Source organism: Brachybacterium sp. SYSU DS0246, assembly GCF_059391765.1.
On sequence record NZ_JBZXYT010000001.1, the window covers coordinates 49,054 to 69,668 of the forward strand.

Annotated in this window: 14 protein-coding genes; 7 read left to right on the plus strand and 7 right to left on the minus strand. The window is 71.9% G+C overall.

Translation table 11 applies throughout. The annotated features are described in order from the left end of the window. The 3 genes from AC5020_RS00210 to AC5020_RS00220 all read right to left on the minus strand — a co-directional run bounded on the left by AC5020_RS00210 (position 1) and on the right by AC5020_RS00220 (position 4,418). A complete protein-coding gene (locus AC5020_RS00210; RefSeq protein ID WP_377018612.1) occupies positions 1–1,494 on the minus strand; it encodes a SulP family inorganic anion transporter in 1,494 nt (497 codons plus the stop codon). Between the two features lie 230 nt (positions 1,495–1,724). Next, on the minus strand, positions 1,725–2,153 hold the full coding sequence (locus AC5020_RS00215; protein WP_377793698.1) for a MerR family transcriptional regulator: 429 nt from the start codon (positions 2,151–2,153) through the stop codon (positions 1,725–1,727). Positions 2,154–2,183: 30 nt separating this feature from the next. Continuing rightward, positions 2,184–4,418 (minus strand): glycosyl hydrolase family 95 catalytic domain-containing protein, encoded by a 2,235-nt coding sequence (locus AC5020_RS00220; protein WP_464986733.1) that lies wholly within the window; start codon positions 4,416–4,418, stop codon positions 2,184–2,186. A gap of 374 nt (positions 4,419–4,792) precedes the next feature. Here AC5020_RS00220 and AC5020_RS00225 point away from each other — a divergent pair, with 374 nt between their 5' ends. From AC5020_RS00225 to AC5020_RS00250, 6 genes are all read left to right on the plus strand, one after another. Beyond that, entirely contained in the window at positions 4,793–5,947 is a 1,155-nt protein-coding gene (locus AC5020_RS00225) for a Gfo/Idh/MocA family protein (RefSeq protein WP_464986734.1), read from the plus strand. Between the two features lie 5 nt (positions 5,948–5,952). Further along, complete coding sequence (locus tag AC5020_RS00230) at positions 5,953–7,332, plus strand: DUF993 family protein (RefSeq protein WP_464986735.1); 1,380 nt, start codon at positions 5,953–5,955, stop codon at positions 7,330–7,332. Next, positions 7,329–8,189, plus strand: coding sequence for a sugar phosphate isomerase/epimerase family protein (locus AC5020_RS00235; RefSeq protein WP_464986736.1), 861 nt, complete (start codon positions 7,329–7,331; stop codon positions 8,187–8,189). Before AC5020_RS00230 ends, AC5020_RS00235 begins: the two co-directional genes overlap by 4 nt. Continuing rightward, complete coding sequence (locus tag AC5020_RS00240; RefSeq protein ID WP_464986737.1) at positions 8,186–10,177, plus strand: heparinase; 1,992 nt, start codon at positions 8,186–8,188, stop codon at positions 10,175–10,177. The genes AC5020_RS00235 and AC5020_RS00240 overlap by 4 nt, the downstream gene beginning before the upstream one ends. 95 nt (positions 10,178–10,272) lie before the next feature. Then, entirely contained in the window at positions 10,273–12,495 is a 2,223-nt protein-coding gene (locus tag AC5020_RS00245; RefSeq protein ID WP_464986738.1) for a glycoside hydrolase family 3 C-terminal domain-containing protein, read from the plus strand. Positions 12,496–12,520: 25 nt separating this feature from the next. After that, positions 12,521–13,519, plus strand: coding sequence for a LacI family DNA-binding transcriptional regulator (locus tag AC5020_RS00250; RefSeq protein WP_464986739.1), 999 nt, complete (start codon positions 12,521–12,523; stop codon positions 13,517–13,519). A gap of 10 nt (positions 13,520–13,529) precedes the next feature. On the opposite strand, the gene AC5020_RS00255 is transcribed toward AC5020_RS00250, so the two are convergent. Beyond that, positions 13,530–14,654, minus strand: a complete 1,125-nt coding sequence (locus AC5020_RS00255; protein WP_464986740.1) for a LacI family DNA-binding transcriptional regulator — start codon at positions 14,652–14,654, stop codon at positions 13,530–13,532. Positions 14,655–14,930: 276 nt separating this feature from the next. On the opposite strand from AC5020_RS00255, the gene AC5020_RS00260 reads away from it, so the two are divergent. Continuing rightward, positions 14,931–17,042: a DUF2264 domain-containing protein gene (locus AC5020_RS00260; RefSeq protein ID WP_464986741.1), complete on the plus strand. Its 2,112-nt coding sequence runs from the start codon at positions 14,931–14,933 to the stop codon at positions 17,040–17,042. Here AC5020_RS00260 and AC5020_RS00265 read toward each other — a convergent pair. From AC5020_RS00265 to AC5020_RS00275, 3 genes are read right to left on the minus strand one after another with little or no spacing between them, the layout of a single operon-like run. Then, the gene (locus AC5020_RS00265) at positions 17,003–17,992 is read right to left on the minus strand and encodes a hydroxyacid dehydrogenase (RefSeq protein ID WP_464986742.1); all 990 of its coding nucleotides are present in this window, start codon (positions 17,990–17,992) and stop codon (positions 17,003–17,005) included. The two genes, AC5020_RS00260 and AC5020_RS00265, sit on opposite strands and share 40 nt — an antisense overlap. Beyond that, the gene (locus AC5020_RS00270) at positions 17,989–18,771 is read right to left on the minus strand and encodes a sugar phosphate isomerase/epimerase family protein (RefSeq protein WP_464986743.1); all 783 of its coding nucleotides are present in this window, start codon (positions 18,769–18,771) and stop codon (positions 17,989–17,991) included. The genes AC5020_RS00265 and AC5020_RS00270 overlap by 4 nt, the downstream gene beginning before the upstream one ends. Beyond that, positions 18,768–19,919: a LacI family DNA-binding transcriptional regulator gene (locus AC5020_RS00275; RefSeq protein ID WP_464986744.1), complete on the minus strand. Its 1,152-nt coding sequence runs from the start codon at positions 19,917–19,919 to the stop codon at positions 18,768–18,770. The genes AC5020_RS00270 and AC5020_RS00275 overlap by 4 nt, the downstream gene beginning before the upstream one ends. Positions 19,920–20,615 lie beyond the last annotated feature (696 nt).

Genomic DNA, 20,615 nt, shown 5'->3' on the forward strand with positions numbered 1-20,615 from the left:
TCAGACCGCGTCGCCGAGCTTCCCGGACAGGCGCTCCAGGCGCTCCTGGCTCGCGCCGTCCAGCCCGATGATGCGGGCCTCCTTGCCGCGGTCGGTGTACTTCGACTGCACGGCATCCAGCGCCGCCACGGTCGAGGCGTCCCACACGTCGGCGTCGGTGAGGTCGATGATCACGACGTCCGGATCGCCCGCATAGTCGAACTGATAGACCAGATCGTTGCTGGAGGCGAAGAACAGCTCGCCCACCACGCGGTAGCGGCGGATCTCCGGGGCGCCGTCGTCGTCGATGTCGCTCTCCCACACCGGCTCGATGCGCACCAGGTGCGCCACCCGCCGGGCGAAGAGGACCATCGCGGCCAGGGTGCCGAGGATGACGCCGACGGCGAGGTTGTGGGTGGCGACCGTGGCGACCACGGTGATCACCATGACCAGGGTCTCCGGCACGGGCATCAGCCGCAGCGTCGAGGGGCGGATGCTGTGCCAGTCGAACGTGGCCACGCAGACCATGATCATGACCGCCACCAGGGCGCCCATCGGGATCAGGCCCACGATGTCGCCGAGGGCCACCAGCAGGATCAGCAGGAACAGGCCGGCGAGGAAGGTGGAGATCCGGGTGCGCGAGCCGGACTGCTTCACGTTGATCATGGTCTGGCCGATCATGGCGCAGCCGCCCATGCCGCCGAAGAAGCCGGTGACGATGTTGGCAACGCCCTGGCCCCAGGCCTCGCGGGTCTTGTTCGAGTGGGTGTCGGTGATGTCGTCGACGAACTTCGCCGTCATCAGCGATTCCAGCAGCCCCACCAGCGCCATGCCCAGCGCGTAGGGGCCGATCAGCTGCAGCGTCTCGAGGGTGAGGGGGACGTCGGGGATGAACAGGCTGGGCAGGGAGTCGGGCAGCTCGCCCTCGTCGCCCACGGTCGGCACGCTCCAGCCCGAGAAGAACACGACGGCGCTGATGACGAGGATGGTGATCAGCGGGGCGGGGATCGCGGTGGTGATCTTCGGCAGCACCACCAACATCACGATGCCGACGGCCACCAGTGCGTAGACCAGCGGACCCACGCCCTGGCCGTACAGGTGCGGGATCTGCGCCATGAAGATGAGGATGGCCAGGGCGTTGACGAAGCCGGTCATCACCGAGCGGGGGATGAACCGCATCAGCTTGGCCACGCCCAGCGCGCCGAGGACCACCTGCAGCACGCCGGCCAGCAGCACCGTGGCGACCAGGTAGTTCAGGTCGCCCGTCTGGTGCATGACCGGGGCGACCACCAGGGCGACTGCGCCGGTGGCGGCGCTGATCATGGCCGGGCGGCCGCCGACGATCGCGATGGAGATCGCCATGGTGACCGAGGCGTACAGGCCGACGGCCGGATCGACGCCTGCGGCCAGCGAGAACCCGATCGCCTCGGGAATCAGGGCGAGGGCGACGACGAGGCCGCCGAGCACCTCGGTCTTCAGGCGGCGGGGGTCACGGAGCGCCTCGAGGACGCCCATCGGGCGCTGCTGGGAATGCGCGGCGGCGGGGGCGCCGCCGAGGGCAGGGCTGACTGACGTCACGAAGCATCCTTGGGGAGAGGAGATGGGAGGGAGGCCCGAGGAAGCGGACGAGTCCGAGGGCCGACGACCAACCCTCACGTTACGGGAGGTTCAGTGGTTCTCGCACCCGGCGGGCGTTGCGCGATGGGTCACAGGTACAGGGTCGAGGGGTGGCAGGCAGCGACGGTCTACCGATTCGTCGCGTCCAGGGCGGTCCCGCTCTCCTCGGGGCCGGCGATCTCGCGCAGACGCGCCAGGAACTCATCGGCCATCGCCACCTTCTTCTCCAGGGCACTGCGCCGCTCGATCGCGATCTGCTCGAACTCGCGCAGCGTGCGGAGGGCCTCGGCGGGGGCGCCCGGCCCGTCGGCCGCGTCGGCGACATCGAGCAGCTCGCGCATCTGCTCGAGACTGAAGTCCAGCGGTTTCATCCGTCGGATGAGCAGGATGCGTTCGACGTCCTGCTCGGAGTAGAGCCGGAACCCGCCCTCGGTGCGCTCCGAGGGGGTGACCAGGCCGATCTCGTCGTAGTGGCGCAGCGTACGCAGGCTCAGCTCGGTGCGCTCGGCGACCGCTCCGATGTGCAGCAGTTCGCGATGATCGTCCGTCGGGCTCATACGGTCAGTGTGCCCGATGGGGCGGCGCCCTCAGATCAGCCGTGAGAGGTCGATCTCCACGGGCCGTTCATCCCTGAGCTCCACGTCGAGCAGTCGCTCTCCACGACGCACCGTGTGGGTGCCCAGCGCCCCCGGACCCACCGCGCGCAGGTGCAGCGCGATGACGTCGGCGTCGGCCCAGGTCATGTCGACCTCGATGCCGGGCCGCGCCCGTAGCCCGCGGACCGACCCGTCGGCCATGATCGGTGGCAGCGCAGGCAGCAGCTCGAGCTCGCCACGGTGACTCTGGAGCAGGCATTCGGCGAGGGCGGCGACGATCCCGATGTTGCCGTCGATCTGGAACGGCGGATGGGCCGAGAAGAGGTTCGGGTACAGGCCGCTGCGCTCGACGCCGTCGGCGGTCTCGGCCGGGCGCAGGTACAGCTCCAGCAGGGCCTGAACCCGGTCCGGGCGGCGAAGGCGTGCCCACAGGCACGTCTTCCACACCAGCGACCACCCCGTGGCCTCGTCCCCGCGGGCCTCGAGCGAGGCGGCGGCGGCGCGGGAGAGCTCATCGGGCACGGGATCGGTGCCGGGGTAGAGGAAGCCGAGGTGGGAGACGTGCCGGTGCTCGGGCTCGACCTCCTCGAGCCCGTCGGCGTGCCATTCGAGGATGCGGCCGTCGGCCCCCGCCCGCGGCCCGGGCACCCGGTCCAGTGCCGCCCCGGCGCGCCGGACGATCTCGTCGTCACCGCGGCCGGTCAGGCGGGATGCCGCGATGAGGAGCTCGAAGATCTCCCGCACCAGCCAGCGGTCCATGCCCGTGCCCTCGCTGAGCCCGACCGGGGTGCCGCCGGGTGCGACCCATTCGTTCTCCGGGGAGGTCGAGGGGAAGGTGACCAGCTCCCCGTCCTCCGTCTCCCACAGCAGATCGAGAGCGAAGGCCGCTGCGTCGCGCAGCGCGGGGAAGCGGCGCTCGGCGATCGAGCGTGGCTGCTCCCCGCTGAAGGCGGCGATCGAGGAGAGCTCGCGCTCGAGCCAGAGGCCGCCCATCGGCCACGAGGACCACTTGGGATTGCCGCGCACAGGATCGGTGTAGCCCCACGGGTCCGAGTTGTGGTGGACGGTCCAGCCGTCGGCGCCGTACACACGGCGGGCCGTCTCGCTCCCGCTCTCGCGCAGCATGGCGACGTAGCCCTCCAGGGCCCCGGCTGCGCCGGGAACGTGCGCGACCCCCGCCGCCCAGTGGTTCATCTCCAGATTGATGTTGACCGTGTAGTTCGAGTTCCACGGTGCCAGGACGTGGGGATTCCAGATGCCCTGGAGGTTCGCCGGCGGCAGGCCCGGACGCGAGGAGGCGGCGAGCAGGTAGCGGCCGTAGGCGAAGGTGGTGGCGAGCAGCTCCGCGTGCTCGGAGCCGCTGAGCTCCAGCTCGACATCGCCGGCCCCGAGCGGGAGACGCTCGAGGTGGCGGCTGCGGAGGTCGAGCTCACCGCGCGCCACCGCGGCGTCGGCCTGGCCCGTTGCCTCGGCGAGAGCGTCGGCGAGGGGGCGGTCGGGGTGCCGGCCCATGCCCTGCCACGTGGTGACGATGGCGCAGACGACCAGGATGCGGCCCCTCTCGCGCCGGGTGCGGACGACGACGGCCGCTCGGCTCGCGCCCTCGGCGTCCCACGCGAGCTCGGCGACATCGCCGTGGCGGGTCGGCACGCCGTCCGACGGGGCGCGGAGGACGAGGGTGAGGCCGTCCGGCCCGGAGGTGCGCCGTTCCTCGACCAGGGGGGAGGTGAACTCGAGCGCGACGTCGGCGCCGTCGGGGCAGGGGGCGGCATGGACCAGGACCTCGTCGGCGGTGCTGACGAAGGTGCGGTGCTCGCCGTCGGGCGTCCGTGCGGTGTGCTCGAACCGTGTGAGATCGAGTGTGCGCTCGACGAGCTGCTGGGTCCCGTCCGCGCGAGAGAGGCGCACCTGCAGATCCCCGACGGGCTGATAGGCCTGCGCCCATGCGGCCCCGAGCTCCTCGATCGAGTTCTGCGCCTCGACGATCTGCCCGGAGCCGAACTGCGATCGGGCACGCGTCAGAAGCTCTGCCGCGTCCTCGCGCGAGGTGCACCTGTTCCGGGTGGTGCTGGGGGAGCCGGACCACAGGGTGGTCTCATTGAGACTGAAGCGCGCCACCTCGGGGTCACCCCAGACCATGGCACCGATCCGACCATTTCCCAGAGGCAATGCCTCCAGCCAGCGCGTTGCGGCGTGACGCCGGCTGAGAGTATCGGGCGGCGTCATGACAGGTTTCTCCTCAGGGTCGGGGGCCGCGGTCCCAGCGGCAGCGCGCCGGGCATCGCGTCTCGGCAACGCTAAACATCCTATGTCTGAGGGGCCGTTGCGTCGAGGGTCCACGCGGGAGCGAGAGGGCGTGCGCGAGAGCGCGGGGGCGTCCGGCGCCGGGCGCGACGGGAAAGCGCTTGAAACCCGGGCGGTGACATGATCTACTGAGCCCCCGGAACGGAAAGCGGTTACCGTCATCCGTCGCTCACGACGGATGCAGCTCGTGCGCGACGTGGCGCGCGAGCAGCCGGGATCGCGGCCGTTCCTCTCAGTCAGCCCAGCACGGACTGCCGCCGCGCCGGCCGCGGCCGCACATGAAGGAGAGCCGCCACATGGCCACACGCAGGATCGGGATCATCGTCAACGGGGCCACGGGACGCATGGGGTATCGCCAGCATCTGGTGCGCTCCCTGCTCGCCATCCAGGACCAGGGCGGCGTCGAGCTCACCGACGGCGACCGGCTGCTGCCCGAGCTGCTGCTGGTGGGCCGGAACGAGGAGAAGCTGACCGCCGTGGCCACGCGCCACGGCCTGACGCAGTGGACGACGGACGTCGAGGCCGCCCTGGCCGACGAGGACTACGAGGTCTACTTCGACGCCCTGGTGACCAACCTGCGCGTGGACAACCTCAAGAAGGCCATCACCGCCGGCAAGGCGATCTACACGGAGAAGCCCACGGCGGAGTCCTTCGCCGACGCCCTCGAGCTGGCGCGCCTGGCGAAGGAGGCCGGCACCGTCTCCGGCGTCGTCCACGACAAGCTCTACCTGCCCGGCCTGCTCAAGCTGCGCCGCCTGATCGATTCCGGCTTCTTCGGCGAGATCCTCTCCGTGCGCGGCGAGTTCGGCTACTGGGTCTACGAGGGCGACTGGCAGGCCGCCCAGCGTCCCTCCTGGAACTACCGCGCCGAGGACGGCGGCGGCATCGTCGCGGACATGTTCCCGCACTGGAACTACGTCATCGAGGACCTCTTCGGCCGCATCGCCGACGTCTACGCCCAGACCGCCACCCACATCCCGGCCCGCTGGGACGAGAACGGCACCCGGTACACCGCCACCGCCGACGACGCCGCCTACGGCGTCTTCCGCCTCGAGAACGGCATCGTGGTGCAGATGAACTCCAGCTGGGACGTGCGCGTGCGCCGCGATGAGCTGGTCGAGTTCCAGGTCGACGGCACCAAGGGCTCCGCCGTCGTGGGCCTGCACAGCGCCCACATCCAGCCGCGCGAGGCGACCCCGAAGCCGGTCTGGGATCCCGACGTCAAGGACGGCCACGACTACTTCGACGACTGGATCGAGGTCCCCGACAACGAGACCTTCGACAACGGCTTCAAGGTGCAGTGGGAGGACTTCCTGCGCCACTACATCGAGGGCCGCCCCTATCCGTTCGACCTGCTCTCCGGCGCCCGCGGGGTGCGCCTGGCCGAGACCGGCCTCGCCAGCTCCGCCGAGGGCCGCCGCATCACCCTCGACCCGCTCACGGAGGTCTGAGCACCATGACGAGCACCGATCTGACCCTGTTGGATGAGGACGGCCATCTGCACACCATGCCGCTGGGGGAGGCGGTCCCCTTCGCTGCGCCCACCGCGCCGCTGCGCTCGCGCACCGTGTTCGCCGCCGTGCATGTGGTCCCGACCGTCCACGGGGACAACACCCCCGGCGCCCCGGCCGACATCGACTGGGAGGCGACCATCGCCTTCCGCCGCACCATGTGGTCGCGCGGACTCGGCGTCGCCGACGCCATGGACACCGCCCAGCGCAACATGGGGCTGGACGCCGCGGCCACCCGCGAACTGATCTCCCGCACCGCCGACGCCGCCCGCGAGGCCCTCGCCGATCCCGCCTACGCGGGCCTGTTCCGGGACGGCGCGCAGGTGCGCGACCTGGTCGTCGCCGGTGTCTCCACCGACCACCGCAGCGAGCCCGAGCTGAGCCTGGACCAGATCGTCGAGGCCTACCGCGAGCAGCTGAGCGCGACCGAGGCCACCGGCGCGGGCGCTGTGCTCATGGCCAGTCGTCACCTCGCCCGGGCCGCGACGTCGGCCGAGGACTACGAGGACGTCTACCGCCGCGTGCTCGAGGCCGCCACCGAACCGGTCGTGCTGCACTGGCTGGGCACCGCCTTCGACCCGCAGCTGGCGGGCTACTTCGGCTCCGGCGACACCGCCGAGGCCTCCGAGACGCTGCTGCGGATCATCGAGGCGAACCCGGCCCGGATCCGCGGCGTGAAGATGAGCCTGCTGGACGCCGAGGCGGAGGTCGCCGTGCGCGAACGCCTGCCGCGCGGCGTGCAGATGCTCACCGGGGACGACTTCCACTTCTCCCATCTGATCGTGGGGGAGGGGGCCGACGGGACGACGGCGCGCACCGACCAGCCGGAGGGCAGCTTCTCCCACGCCCTGCTCGGCGCGTTCGCCGTCACCGCGCCCGCCGCCTCCGCAGCGGTCCAGGCACTGGATGCCGGAGAGCCGGATCAGGCCCGCCGCATCCTCGACGCCGCCGAGGAGCTCGCCCGGCACGTCTTCTCCGCCCCCACCTACCACTACAAGACCGGCGTCGCCTTCCTCGCCTGGCTGAACGGGCACCAGCCCGCCTTCACCATGGTGGGCGGGATGCACTCCGCCCGCAGCCTGCCCCACCTCTCGCGCACCATCGAACTGGCCGCGAGCACCGGCAACCTCGAGCGCCCCCAGCTGGCCGCCGAGCGCTGGCACGCCATGCTGCGCCTGGCCGGATACGAGGTGGCTCGGACTGACGCTGCTGACGCTGTCGGCGCCGGCGCCGCCGGGACCGACGCCGCTGGCGCCGGCGCTGCTGGGGCCGCCGCCGGGGGAGCCGACGGACCGGACGGCCTCACGGAAGGATCCGCCGCATGAACACACCCGCCCCGGAGACGACCGGCACGCCCCGTCTGTCCATCAACCGCTGGACCTGCCGCACCACGCCGATCCAGGAGTTCCTCGAGGCCACCGCCGCCGCCGGCATCGAAGCCGTCGGTCTGTGGCGCCAGGACGTCGCCGAGGTCGGACTGGAGGCCCTGCGCCGCCGGGTCGATGACGCCGGCCTGCGCGTGTCCACCGTGTGCCGCGGCGGCTTCCTCACCGCCGCCGCCGAGGCCGACCGCGCCGCGGCGCTGGAGGACAACCGGCGCGCGATCGACGAGACCGCAGCTCTGGGCGCCCCCACGCTGGTGCTCGTCGTCGGCGGCATCAGCCAGGAGGACAAGGACATCGCCGGTGCCCGCGCCCGCGTCGCCGAGAACATCGCGGCTCTGGCCCCCTACGCCGAGGAGCGCGGGGTCACGCTGTCGATCGAACCTCTCCACCCGATGTTCGCGGCCGACCGCGCCGTGGTCTCCACCCTCGACCAGGCCCTGGACATCGCCGAGGCCACCGGCAGCCCCGCCGCCGGCGTCGTCGTGGACACCTATCACGTGTGGTGGGATCCCTACCTCGAGCGCGCCATCCAGCGTGCCGCCGACGCCGGCCGCCTGCTGAGCTACCAGGTGTGCGACTGGAACCTGCCACTGGCCGCCGAACCGCTGTTCTCCCGCGGCTACATGGGCGATGGCTACATCGACTTCCCCGCCATCACCCGCATGATCGCCGCGACCGGCTATGACGGCGACATCGAAGTGGAGATCTTCCACGAGGACGTGTGGGCCACCCCGGCCGCCGACGCCATCCGCACCGTCGCCGAGCGCTTCGAGCAGTTGGTCCTGCCGTACGCATGAGCGTTGACCCGGACGGTCGGGGACCGACCGCACCCTTGCGTCGTGCCTGGGGCCTGCCGGTCGAGTCCGATGATCCGGACGGCGTCGGTCCCCAGGCGGCGGCCCGCGCGCAGCTGCCTCCAGAGCTGTCGGAGGCCTTCGGCCAGGTGCGCGAACGCCTGCCGGTGCCCCGTCTGGCAGCAGAGGGCCCGCCGGAGCTGCCCGCTCCGCTGCAGGAGGCCATGACCGCGCCGGCGCTCGCCGTCGCCGATGACCCCCTCCCGTTCCCGCTGCTGAGCCAGTACACGCGATTCTGGCGGGAAGGGGTGCGCACCGACTACGAGGACGACGCGCGGCGCCTGGGCATCATGACCGGCGAGGCGGTGCTCGCAGCGGTCGCCACCGGCCAGCAGCGCTGGATCGACCGCGCGGCCGACGGGCTGATGCTGCTGTGCGAGATGTCCACCTGGTGCTGGGTGGCCCATGAGCAGTCCCACGACCGGCGCGGCTGGGTGGTGCCCGATCCCGACGCGCCCGTGGTCGACCTCGGCGCCGGCCAGACCCTGCACGTCCTGGCGTGGGCGGACGTCGCCCTCGCCGATGTGCTCGATCAGCATGTGCCGGGCCTCCGTCAGCGGATGCGCCGCGAGGCCCGCCGCCGGGTGTTCGAGCCCTACCTCGCGCGCCGCGACTGGCACTGGCTGCACGGCCGGGCCCACAACTGGACCGGCTGGATCCACCAGCACCTCATCGCCGGTGCGCTGTTCCTGCTGGACGGCGAGGAGGATCGGGCCGACCGCGATGCCGTGCTCTGCCTCGCGATCGCCCAGCTGGACCGCTACCTCGCCTCGTTCCCTCCCGACGGCGGCATCGACGAAGGCTTCTCCTACTTCTGGAACGGGGCCTGCCGCCTGCTGGAGGCGATCGACCTGCTCAGCACGGCCTCCGGCGGCATGCTCTCGCGCCAGGCCGTGCTCGAGATCCCCGTGATCTCGGAGCTGGCACGGTTCCCGCATCGCATGGAGCTCGGGGACGGCTGGTTCGTCAACGTGGCTGACGGGCCGGCCCGGCCCGAGGACCCCCAGCCCTGGGAGGTGCTGCATCGGTGGGGTCGCGCGCTCGGGGACGGGGACGTGGTGGCCGGTGCGCTCGCCCACCGCGGTGACGACCCGGCGCCGCCCGTGCGGCCGGAGCTGGGCCTGGGGCGGGTGCTGTGGGCGGTCGGGGACCAGGAGTGGCGTGCCGGCCGTCCGACGGGCTCGCCGCTGCCTGCCGAGACCTGGCTGCCCGAGGTGCAGCTGCTGGTGGCCCGCGAGCGAGCCGGCGATCAGGCCGGGCTGGCGCTCGCCGTCAAGGGCGGCCACAACGCGGAGGCCCACAACCACCTCGACGTCGGCTCCGTCATGGTCGCGCTCGGCGCGAGCCCTGTGCTCATCGATCTGGGACAGCCGACCTACACCGCGCAGACCTTCAGCGAGCGGCGTTACGAGATCTGGACGATGACCAGCTCCTGGCACACGCTGCCCACCATCCGCGGCTGCGAGCAGGGCGTGGGGGAGGAGTATGCGGCGCAGGGGGTGCGCGCGGAGGGGTCCTCGCTGACCCTCGACCTGGCCGGCGCCTACCCGGCCGAGGCGGGAGTGCGCAGCTACCAGCGGCGGGTCGCGCTCGAGCGGGGATCGACCCCTGCGGTGCGCATCGAGGACCACTGGCAGCTCGAGCCGCGCGGCGGGTCGACGCTCGGGGACGGCGTGGAGGCCCACTACGTGCTCGCCGGGGACGTGCTCGATCATCGCGCCGGGAGCCTGCAGGTGCGGGCGCTCTCCGGGGCGATCGCCGAGCTGAGCTGTGACGCCGAACTGGGAACGGGGGACCTGGAGCGACGCGAGATCGACGACCCCCTGCTGCAGCGGTCCTGGGGCGAGGCGGTGCATCGACTGTGCCTGGGGACGACGACCGATCCAGAGACGGGGACCGGAGTGCTAGCGGTGGTGCTGCGCGCGGTGTGAGGACCGGCCGGGGAGGGCCCGTGCCCTGTCGGCCCGTTGGTTACTCGTGTAACTTGATCCCATCCAGTCCATCCGGACGCTCGAGGAGGAACTCCATGGCTGATGACATCGCACCCGCCGCCGACCTGACCCCGGACGAGAAGGTCGCCCTGACGGGCGGCGCCGACTTCTGGCACACCCACGGCGTGCCCTCGCAGGATCTGCCCGGCGTGATGGTCGCCGACGGCCCCCACGGCCTGCGCGTCCAGAAGGCAGAAGGTGATCACCTGGGCCTGAACGACTCCGTGCCGGCGACGTGCTTCCCGCCCGCCGTCGGCCTCGCCGCGACCTGGAGCCGGGAGGCCGCCTCCGCCGTCGCCGCCGCGATCGGCGAGGAAGCGCTGGCCGAAGGCGTCTCCGTCGTCCTCGGCCCGGGCATGAACCTCAAGCGCTCCCCGCTGTGCGGCCGCAACTTCGAGTACTTCTCCGAGGACCCGATCCTCACCGGTGAGATGGCCGTCGCCTACGTCAACGGCATGCAGGAGCGCGGCGTCGGCACCTCCGTGAAGCACTTCGCGCTGAACAACCAGGAGACCGACCGCATGCGCGTCGACGTCCAGGTCGACAAGCGCACGCTGCACGAGATGTACCAGCGCGCCTTCCGTGCCGTCGTCACCCGCGCCCAGCCGTGGACGGTGATGTGCTCCTACAACTCCGTGCTTGGCACCCTGGTCTCCGAGAACTCCTTCCTGCTCACCGACGTGCTGCGCGGGCAGTGGGGCTTCGAAGGCCTGGTGGTCTCGGACTGGGGCGCGGTGGTGGACCGGCCCCGCTCCGTCGCCGCCGGGCTGGACCTGCAGATGCCGGCCGATCCCGGCGCCCAGCAGGCCCTCGCCGAGGCGCTGGCCGAGGGGAGCATCTCGCCCGAGCACGTCGACCGGGCCGCCGGCCTGGTGCTCGACCTGATCCGCAAGGGCCTCGCCCAGCGTGATGAGTCCGCGAGCTACGACGTCGGCGCGCATCATCAGGTGGCGCTCGAGGCCGCCCGCCGCGCGATCGTGCTGCTGCGCAACGACGGCACGCTGCCGCTGGAAGCGGGCGCCGCCGGCCGCGACGGCGGCTTGGCCGTGATCGGTGACTTCGCCGCCTCCCCGCGCTACCAGGGCGCCGGCTCCTCCCACGTCAACCCGACCCGTCTGACGACGGCCCTGGACTCCATCCGGGGGATCGCCGGGGACGTGCCCTTCGCCCGCGGCTTCACGCCCGGCGGTTCCGAGGAGGACGAGGCCCTGCGCGCCGAAGCCGTCGACCTCGCCCGTCGCGCCGAGACCGTGGTGCTGTTCCTCGGCCTGGGTGAGGATGTCGAGTCCGAGGGCTACGACCGCACCGACATGGAGCTGCCCGCAGCCCAGGAGCGCCTGCTCGAGGAGGTCCTGGCCGTCAACGACCGCGTCGTGGTCGTCCTCTCCAACGGCTCGGCGATCCGCCTCTCGCAGACGCTGCGCTCGGCACCCGCCGTGCTCGAGGCCTGGCTGCTCGGCCAGGCCGGCGGCGAGGCCGCGGCGGAGGTGCTCTTCGGCCTCACAAACCCTTCCGGCAAGCTCGCCGAGACCATCCCGCTGCGCCTGGAGGACACCCCCTCCTACCTCCACTTCCCGGGTGAGCACGGGCGGGTGACCTACGGCGAGGGGCTGTTCGTCGGCTACCGCGGGCTGGACGCGCGCGGTACCGAGGTCGCCTACCCCTTCGGTCACGGCCTGAGCTACACCAGCTTCGAGTACTCCGACGCCTCGGCGACCGCCACGGCCGACGGGATCGCCGTGGAGCTGACCGTGACCAACACCGGCGGGCGGACCGGCCGCGAGATCGTCCAGGTCTATGCGTCCCTGCCCGGCTCGCGGATCACCCGTGCGCCGCGGGAGCTGAAGGGCTTCGGGGACGTCGAACTGGAGCCGGGCGCCTCCGAGCGCATGCGGATTGACATCCCGCTCGCCGACCTGCAGTACTGGAGCGTTCGCGAGGGTGCGTGGCTGGTCGAGGGCGGCACCTACCACCTGGAGCTCGGCGCCTCCAGCCGGGACCTGCGTCTCAGCATCGACGTCGAGGTAGCCGGCGATGAGCCGGTGCCCACCGCCACCGTCTCCAGCACCATGCTGGAGATCATGGAGATCCCCGGTGGCCGCGAGAAGCTCGAGGCCCTGATGGCGGATTCGCCCCTGTTCAACGATCCCGAGATGCGCAAGATGGCAGAGCAGATCCCCGTCGGCCGCTTCACCGGCCTCGGCGGATACAGCCACGAGCAGATCCAGCGATTCCTGGATACGGTCAACGCCGGGTGACGGTCCGAGCGGGAGGATGAGCGACATGCCGGGAAGGGCCGCGACCAGCGCCGACGTGGCACGGCAGGCCGGAGTCTCCCGGGCGACCGTGAGCTATGTGCTCAACGAGCGCCCGGGGCACTCGCTCCCCGAGACCACCCGGCAACGGGTGCTCACGGCCGCCCGCGACCTGGGATACGTGCCCAACCACAGTGCGCGGGCGCTGCGGGGCAAGCAGCCACCGATCATCCTCGTGATCCTGCGCCCGGTGCCGTTCGGGCGGAACATCGGCGGCATCCTCGACGAGCTGACAGCACTCGCCCACCGTTACGGATGCTCCCTGGTCACCCAGCACGCCGACACCCCGGACTCGCTCGAGGCGACCCTCGCTCATCTGCGGCCCCGGCTGGCGCTGTCGATCCTCCCGCTCGAGCCCGCCGACCTCGAGGCGCTCGAGCGCCTCCGCATCCCCGTCGTGGACGGGTGGCAGATCCGGGGCGGAGCCGACGGGCAGGCGGCACGGCTCCAGGTCGAGACGCTCGCGGCCGCCGGACGGTCTCGCCTGGCATACCTGGGAGCGGCGGAGGACGATCTGCGGGTCTTCGAGGAGGCCCGGCGTGCTGGTGTCACCGACACCTGCGCGCAGCTCGGCCTGCCGCTCCCGCAGACAGCGGCCGTCACCATGAGCAGCACGCCCCGGACGGGCGCTGAACTGCAGCGCATCCTTCGCGCCTGGACCAGCCAGCCGGAGCCCGTCGACGGGGTGGCCTGCTACAACGACGTCTGGGCGGCCGCTCTGCTGCGCGCCGCCCGCGACGAGGACATCTCTGTGCCGAACGCCGTCTCGGTGATCGGCATGGACGACGAGCCGATGGGCGCGTTCCTCGAGCCACCGCTGACCACGATCAACCTCGACGTCTCGGAGCTGTCCCGAGAACTCTTCGCCCGGGGACTCTCCCTGCTGGGCGAGGAGGTGGGGGAGCCGGACGAGCGAGCCGACAGCGACTCCGGCCGATTCACTCTGATCGAGCGGGGCTCCGTGTGAGCACGGGCGATCAGGCCCGGGTGGTCAGAGCGGTGGATTCCCGCAGCAGCACGTCACCGCGCACATGCACCTCGCTGACGTCCGCGGTGTCGGTCGGCCCGTCGGCGCCATCGGCACCGTTCCCGCCGGCCGTCTCGGCTGCGCCGGTCGTGCCATTCCCGTCGGCGTCCCCCGGCAGCTCCAGCACCCACTCCACGGCCTGGCGCGCCATGTCGTGCAGCGGCAGGGCGATGGTGGTCAGGGAGGGGTTCGCGTCGGCCCCGTCGGGCACGCCGCCGAAGCCGGCGACGGCGACCTGGCCCGGCACGTCGATCCCGCGCCGGCGCAGCTCGCCGAGCGCACCGAGGGCCATCACGTCGGCCGGGGCGAACAGGCACAGCGGCAGGTCCTCGGCGGGGGAGGCCGCCTCCAGGTGCTCCTGGACCTGCTCGGCGGCGAGGTGGCCGCCGTCCCGGGTCAGGCCGGCACCGATGTTCAGCTCGGGCTCGATGCCGGCCTCGGTGAGGGCGGCGACGAACCCGCCGGTGCGGTCCCCGGCCGAGGGGATGCCCTCGATGCCCTGGACGACGGCGAAGCGGCGATGGCCCTCGACCACCAAGGAGGTCGCGAGCTCGTGAGCGGCCGCGGCGTTGTCCGGCACGATGGTGCGGCCCACGCCGAGGGACTGGCCCATGCCCACCACGCGGCCCTCGTTGCGGGCGAAGCCCTCCAGCAGCGTGCTGATCGCGGCGTCGGAGTCGTTGCCGTAGCGGTGGGAGCCGACCAGCACCAGGGCATCGACCTGCTGGGCGATCAGCGACCGCAGCGCTCTGACCTCGGTGTCGATCTCGCGGTCGGTCTGCGTCAGCAGCACCTGGCTCTGGGAGGCGAAGGCCTGCTGCTGGATCTCGCGGGCGACGGTCGCGAAGTAGGGATCGGCGATGTCGTGGACGACCAGGCCGATCAGCCCGGAGCGGGAGCGCGCCAGGGCCTGCGCCTGCGCATTGGGCACATACCCGAGCTTCGCCGCGGAGGCCTCGACCTTCTCCGCGACCGCCTTGCCGGGGATGCGGGAGGAGCCGTTGAGAACGCGGGAGGCGGTGGCCAGGGAGACCCCGGCATCCTGGGCGACGTCGCTGAGACGCACTGCGGGCATCGGGGCTCCTACTCGTGACGGGGTGCTCGGGGCGAGGGGTGCGGGACATCGGGAACGGACCGCGGGCCTGCGGGGAAACGCTGTCCGGGTCCGCTCAGGATACGACCAGCGAGCCTCTCACGTCCGCCGCTCACGGTAGGTATCACGGTCGCGGTTCTCACGCTGCTGGCCAGGAGGATAAACTGCAGCGGAAAGCGATTGCCTTGCGGGGTGGTGGACGCGTCCCGCTCCGGCACAGGGCATCCCTGGCCCGACGACGACCACCAGGAGCCACCCGTGACGACCGCGCCCGCCCCGCGCCCCGTGGAGCACCCCACGCTCGCCCTGCCGACCCTGGACCACTCCACGTCGGCCCGCACCGGGATCACCCGCGCCCACTGGGAAAGCGTGGCCGACCAGCTGCTGCTGGCACTGCGCCCATATGCGGCTGCCGACGGAGCACAGTTCCATCCGCCCGGGCGAGCCAGCCACAGCGGGAGGGACTCCGACGGGCTCGAGGGCTTCGCCCGCTCGTTCCTGATCGCCGCCATGGCCCAGCACGGCCGCGATGGGGAGGACCCGCACGGCCACGCCGAGCTGTACGCCCGCGGGCTGGCAGCCGGGGTGGACCCGGAGGGCGCGAACCCGTGGCCGCGTCCCGCGAAGCTGCCGCAGGCCAAGGTCGAGGCCTGCTCCGTGGCGCTCGCCCTCGATCTCACCCGGGAGTGGATCTGGGACCGGCTGGACGAGACCACCCGCGAGCGCCTGGTCGACTGGTTCGCCGAGGTGATCGGCACGCCCTACCCGCCCGTGAACTGGGTGTGGTTCCGGATCATCGTGCTCACGTTCCTGCGCTCGGTCGACGACCGCTTCGCCTCCGGTCCCGACGCCTCCGCGCTGCGCGCGGACCTCGCCCACGACCTGCGCATCCATGAGAGCTGCGCCCGCGAGGGCGGCTGGTTCCTCGACGGCCCCGAGCGCAGCGTCGATCACTACAACACGTGGGCCTTCGCCGTGCTGCCGATCCTGTGGCTGCGCATGCGCGGTGCGCGCGACCTCGAGGCCGACGGCCTGATCACCGGTGCCGACCGGGCGCGCCACCGCGAGCGGGTGGCATCGTTCGCCGACGACGCGCTCGGGCTGGTCGGGGCCGACGGAGCCCCGCTGATCCAGGGCCGCAGCCTCATCTATCGCATGGCCACGGCCGCGCCCTTCTGGAGCGCGGCGCTCGCCGGCCTGGCCGGCGGTGAGGACCCGCGACTGGACCCGGGCCGGCTGCGCCGCGCCGCCTCCGGGGAGCTCGCCCACTTCCTGCGCCACGGCGTGCCCGACGAGCGGGGACTGCTCAGCCTGGGCTGGTTCCATGCCTTCGAGGACATGGCGCAGACCTACTCCGGCCCGGGCTCCCCGTACTGGGCGTCCAAGGGCTTCCTCGGTCTGATCCTGCCCGCCGATCACCCGGTGTGGACCGCCCCCGAGCAGCCGCTGCCCGTGGAGGTCGAGTCCGCCGTCGGCGCGATCCCCACTCCCGGCTGGCTGGTCTCCCGCACCAGCGAGGACGGCATCGTCCGCGTCGTCAACCACGGCACCGACCATGGGCTGCCCGGCGTGCTGACCACCGACTCCCCGCTGTATGCGCGGCTGACCTACTCGACGGCGACCTGCCCTGCCCTGAGCGGACCGGGAGTCACCGATCCCCGCGACGGCACCGTCGGCCTGATCCATCCCGAGCACGGCTGGAGCCACCGCTCCGGCTTCGACCGGGTGGAGCTGCGCACCGAGGTGGTGGGCGGCGGGGAGCAGGTCGGGATCGCCCTCTCCCGCCAGCTGTGCCACTGGGTCGAGCTCGATCCGCACGCCGCCGATCACGGGCGCGGCCGTCAGGGCTCCGTCACGCCGGGAGCGCTGCTGACCGTGGCGAGCATCGTCCGCGGAGCGCAGGAGGTGCGCATCGTGCGCGCCGAGGAGGAGACGGTCCTCCCGGTCGCCATCGGGGGATGGCCGCTGTCGGGCTCGGGCGCGATCGAGGAGATCCGCCCCGCGGGCACCGGGACCGCTGCGGCGATCGGGGCACGGCTCGCGCGCAGCGGGGAGCCGGCGCTGGTCAGCGAGATCCAGGCCCTGCGCGGCACGTGGTCACCGGCCCTTCACCGCGAGCGGGACGTGACACCGCTGGGTCCGCGGTTCGCCGTGCCGCAGCTGCACGGGCGGCCGCTGCGGGCCGGGGAGATCGTGGCCGCGAGCGTGGTGCTGCGTGGCCAGAGCGCCCCGCAGGGACCGGCGGCGGCCGTCGACATCAGTGCCGAGGGGACCGTGCAGGTGAGCTGGAGCGACGGCGAGCAGGTGCGCGTGGCGCTCGAGCCGTGGCCTCAGGCCGTGATGGCCAGTGCGGACCTGTCCACGGGGTGACGCGGCGGCTCGCCCGCGCGGAGACGGCGCAGCTCCTCGAGCGCGTGATCGGCCATCCTCAGCAGTTCGTTCCCCTGGGAGCCGGCGATGTGCGGGGTGATAGAGACCGTCGGCACCTCCCACAGCGGGTCGTCCGGCGCGAGGTCGTCATGCACGTCCAGCACGGCGCTGAGTCGCCCGGAGACCAGCTCGGCGCGCAGAGCATCGAGGTCGACCAGGGCGGGCCGGGCCGTGTTGACGAAGGTCGAGCCGTCGCGCATCCGTGCCAGCAGCGCAGCATCGACCATGTGCCGGGTGCTGGGCAGATCCGGCGCATGCAGGCTGACCACGTCCGAGCCCGCGAACAGGTCCGCCAGTGAGACCTTCCGGGCGCCGAGCGCGCAGATCTCGGCCTCGGAGGCATAGGGGTCGCTGATCAGCACCGTCAGGTCGAACGGGCGCAGGAGCTCGGCGACCAGCCGCCCGATGCGGGAGGCGCCCACGAGCCCGACCACGGCGCCGTTGTTCCCGCCGTCGTGCAGGCTCCATGCGTCGTGCGCACCGCGGTGGCGACGGTGCTCCGCTTCGCGCCGCAGACTGTGCTTTCCCGCCAGCAGGATCTGGGCGAGCGTGTACTCGGCGACCGGGACCGCATTGGCCTGCGCGGCGGTGGTGACGGTGATGGAGGGGTCCTCCCACACCGCCTGACCGACGACGCTGCGCACCGTCCCGGCCGTGTGCACGACCGCGCGCAGCCGGGGCATCCGCGAGAGGGCGGACGCATCGATCCTGGGCGAGCCCCACCCCGTGATGACGGCGTCCGCCGTGGCCAGCTCCGACTCCGGGATCGAGGACAGGTCGGTGACCGGGCCGTGCCCGACGAGGTCGACGAGGTCGTCCAGCCGGCGGCGGCGGGCGTCGTCGAAGAAGAGGCCGGCCATGGTCTCCGACATCGCGAGCAGGGCTCTCATGCGGGCTCCTCGAGGGTCGCAGGCAGCAGCTCGTACAGGGTGTCCGCCTCGCGCCGCAGCAGTGCCGGGTCGTCGCCGGGCACGAATTCGAGCAGGGCGTCATGGTCGCGCCCGTCAGCCTGGAGGATCTCGAAGGCATCGCGCCACAGCTCGGCGCGCTGCGCGAGCGGCTGCCGATGCGCAGCGGGCCACCAGGAGAACACGTGGACGGTGGAGACGTGGGGGAGTGCGGTGCGCAGGTCCGCGACCGCTTCCCGCCGCGGCTGATCCTGATGAGGCTGCCAGTACGTGCGCACGGCAGGGTGGCCGATCTCCTCCAGCAGCTGCAGCGTCGAGCCGATCTCGTCGGTCAGGGTGCCGCCGTGCCATTCCAGGCCCAGCTCCATCCCGGCCTCGGCGGCGCAGCGGGCCGTCTCACGCAGGCGCGCGACGATCATCCGGCGATCCTCGGCGCTCGTCTCGCGCGAACCCTGGGTACCTGCCCAGACGCGGAGGCGCGGCGCACCCAGCTCCTCGGCGCTGGCGAGCAGCGCTGAGGCCTCCGCCGAGACGGTCTCCGCGGAGCCGACGCACCGGAGATAGGAGCCGTAGCCGGACACCTCCAGCCCGGCCGCCTGCGTCACCTCGCGCGCGAAGCGGGCAGCGGCCAGGTCCCCGGCAGGGACGTGCACGTCGCTGCCCCATTCGAGGCAGCGCAGTTCCGCGTCGGCGGCGAGGCCGGCGACCTGCTGGACGGACAGCTCCCGGAAGCTGACGGAGCACAGCCCGGGGCGGATCATGCTGGTCCCGCTGCGGTCGTGCTCGCCGGGTCTGGGCCCGAGGCGCCCACCAGGGCGTCCTCCAGGGCGGCGGTCGAGTCCCGGACACGAAGCTCAGGCAGCAGCCGGACCTGCTCGATCGGGGCGTCCGGGGCCTCGAGGCGCTGCAGGGCCAGCTCGACCGCGCGCTCGCCGAGCGCATACTTCGAGGGCGCGACGGCCGTCAGCGCGGGACGCGTGGTCACCGAGAGCTCGTCGTCGTACGCGACCAGGGAGAGATCCCCGGGGATCGACCAGCCGCGGCGGGTCGCATGCTGGACCAGCAGGGTGGCGGCGACATCGGAGTGGACCAGCGCCGCCGTCGTCCCCATCTCGCGATAGTGCTCCAGGACGGCATCGATCTGCTCGAAGGGCTGCGCGCCGTGCGGATCCAGCACATGGCTCGGGGCGGCGATCCCGCGGAGTCCCAGCAGCTCCACACAGCGCGTGTAGCCGCTTTCGACGAAGGGGTTCGTCGGGCTGTGGGGGTCGCCCTCGAACGCGATCCGGCGATGTCCGAGCGAGGCGAGGTGGCGGACGGCCATGGCGGCACCTGAGGAATGATCCGACCGCACGGTATCGAAGACGCGATCCAGCGCCCCGTGGCTCTCGATCCCGCGCTCCGCGAGAACCACCGGGATGGAGAGCTCGGCCAGTCGTTCGACGAGCTGCTCGCTCGCGGCACCGGCACGCATCTCCGGGGCGATGATGAGGGCCTCGGTCGCGGAGTCCGCGGCGATCTGGTCGACCACCAGCCGGTTCGCCTCGGCATTGGCCATCGAGACATGGATGCTCAGATCCACTCCGAGTCGCTGGGCGGCGTCGCCCGCGCCCCGCAGGATCGTCGGCCAGTAGTACCGCATGGAGGGGACCACCATGGCGATCTTCGCCGCCGGATGGGAGGGGACGGTGAGGTCGGAGGACTCGGCCTCCGCCGATGCCTCGAGCCGTCGGGCGCCGCCACGCACCTGCTCGAGGAGATTCTGCTCGGCGAGGGCGGCGATGTCGCGGCGCACGGTGATGGTGGAGACACCGAGATCTTCCGCGAGGGACTTGACCAGGGCCTCACCGTCCAGGCGCACTCGGTCGAGGATCTGTTGCCGACGGCTGGCCGGAAGTTCACTGGTCACGATGTGGTTCCTCTCCCTTGGCGCGGCACTCGGGCGGCCTGACCGCGGTCTCTCGACGCCGTCCGTGCCCGTACCGGCCCGGCCATCGTAGCTCACAAGTGACCATGACTGTTCGTAAATGATCGAAACGGTGCTTGACAGGAGCGGAGTGGCTGGGCTTGACTGTTCCTGTTCGTTTCTGGCGCCCTTCGATGTCGAGGGGCTCGGCCTGAGGAGGCTTCACCGCCCGCACTGCTGCGGGGACCGGTCCTGCGGCCCGCGAGGCCGGCGTCCGCGCAGTCCCTTGTGATTCTCGATTCCTGTTCTTCTCGATGGAGCGCAGAGATCTGCCAGGATGCCGTCGCGGTATCCGGTTGATTATTTCGGCGTGCTTCCTGATGCGCTCCGAGATTGTTCAGGATGTTGCGGTGATAATTGCTGTCCGTTGTCGCCGGGTGCGCCGGCGGGTGGTTCATCATGGCTTTCCGTCTGCATTTTCGTCAGGGTGTCGTTCGTGTGTCGCCGCACCAGATCTCCGCGTATCGCGCCGTCCCGGCGGCCCGCTGGGGGCTCACTGACGAGGAGGCGGTCACGAGCTCGACAGTTCCCCGCTGGCCTGCGTCAACAGTCCGTCCGTGTCATCGTCGCCGCGACAGGAGTCTGATCCGTGACGTCACGGGAGCCCAGGGGCTGACACTTACGGTGCAGCCGGAGGTG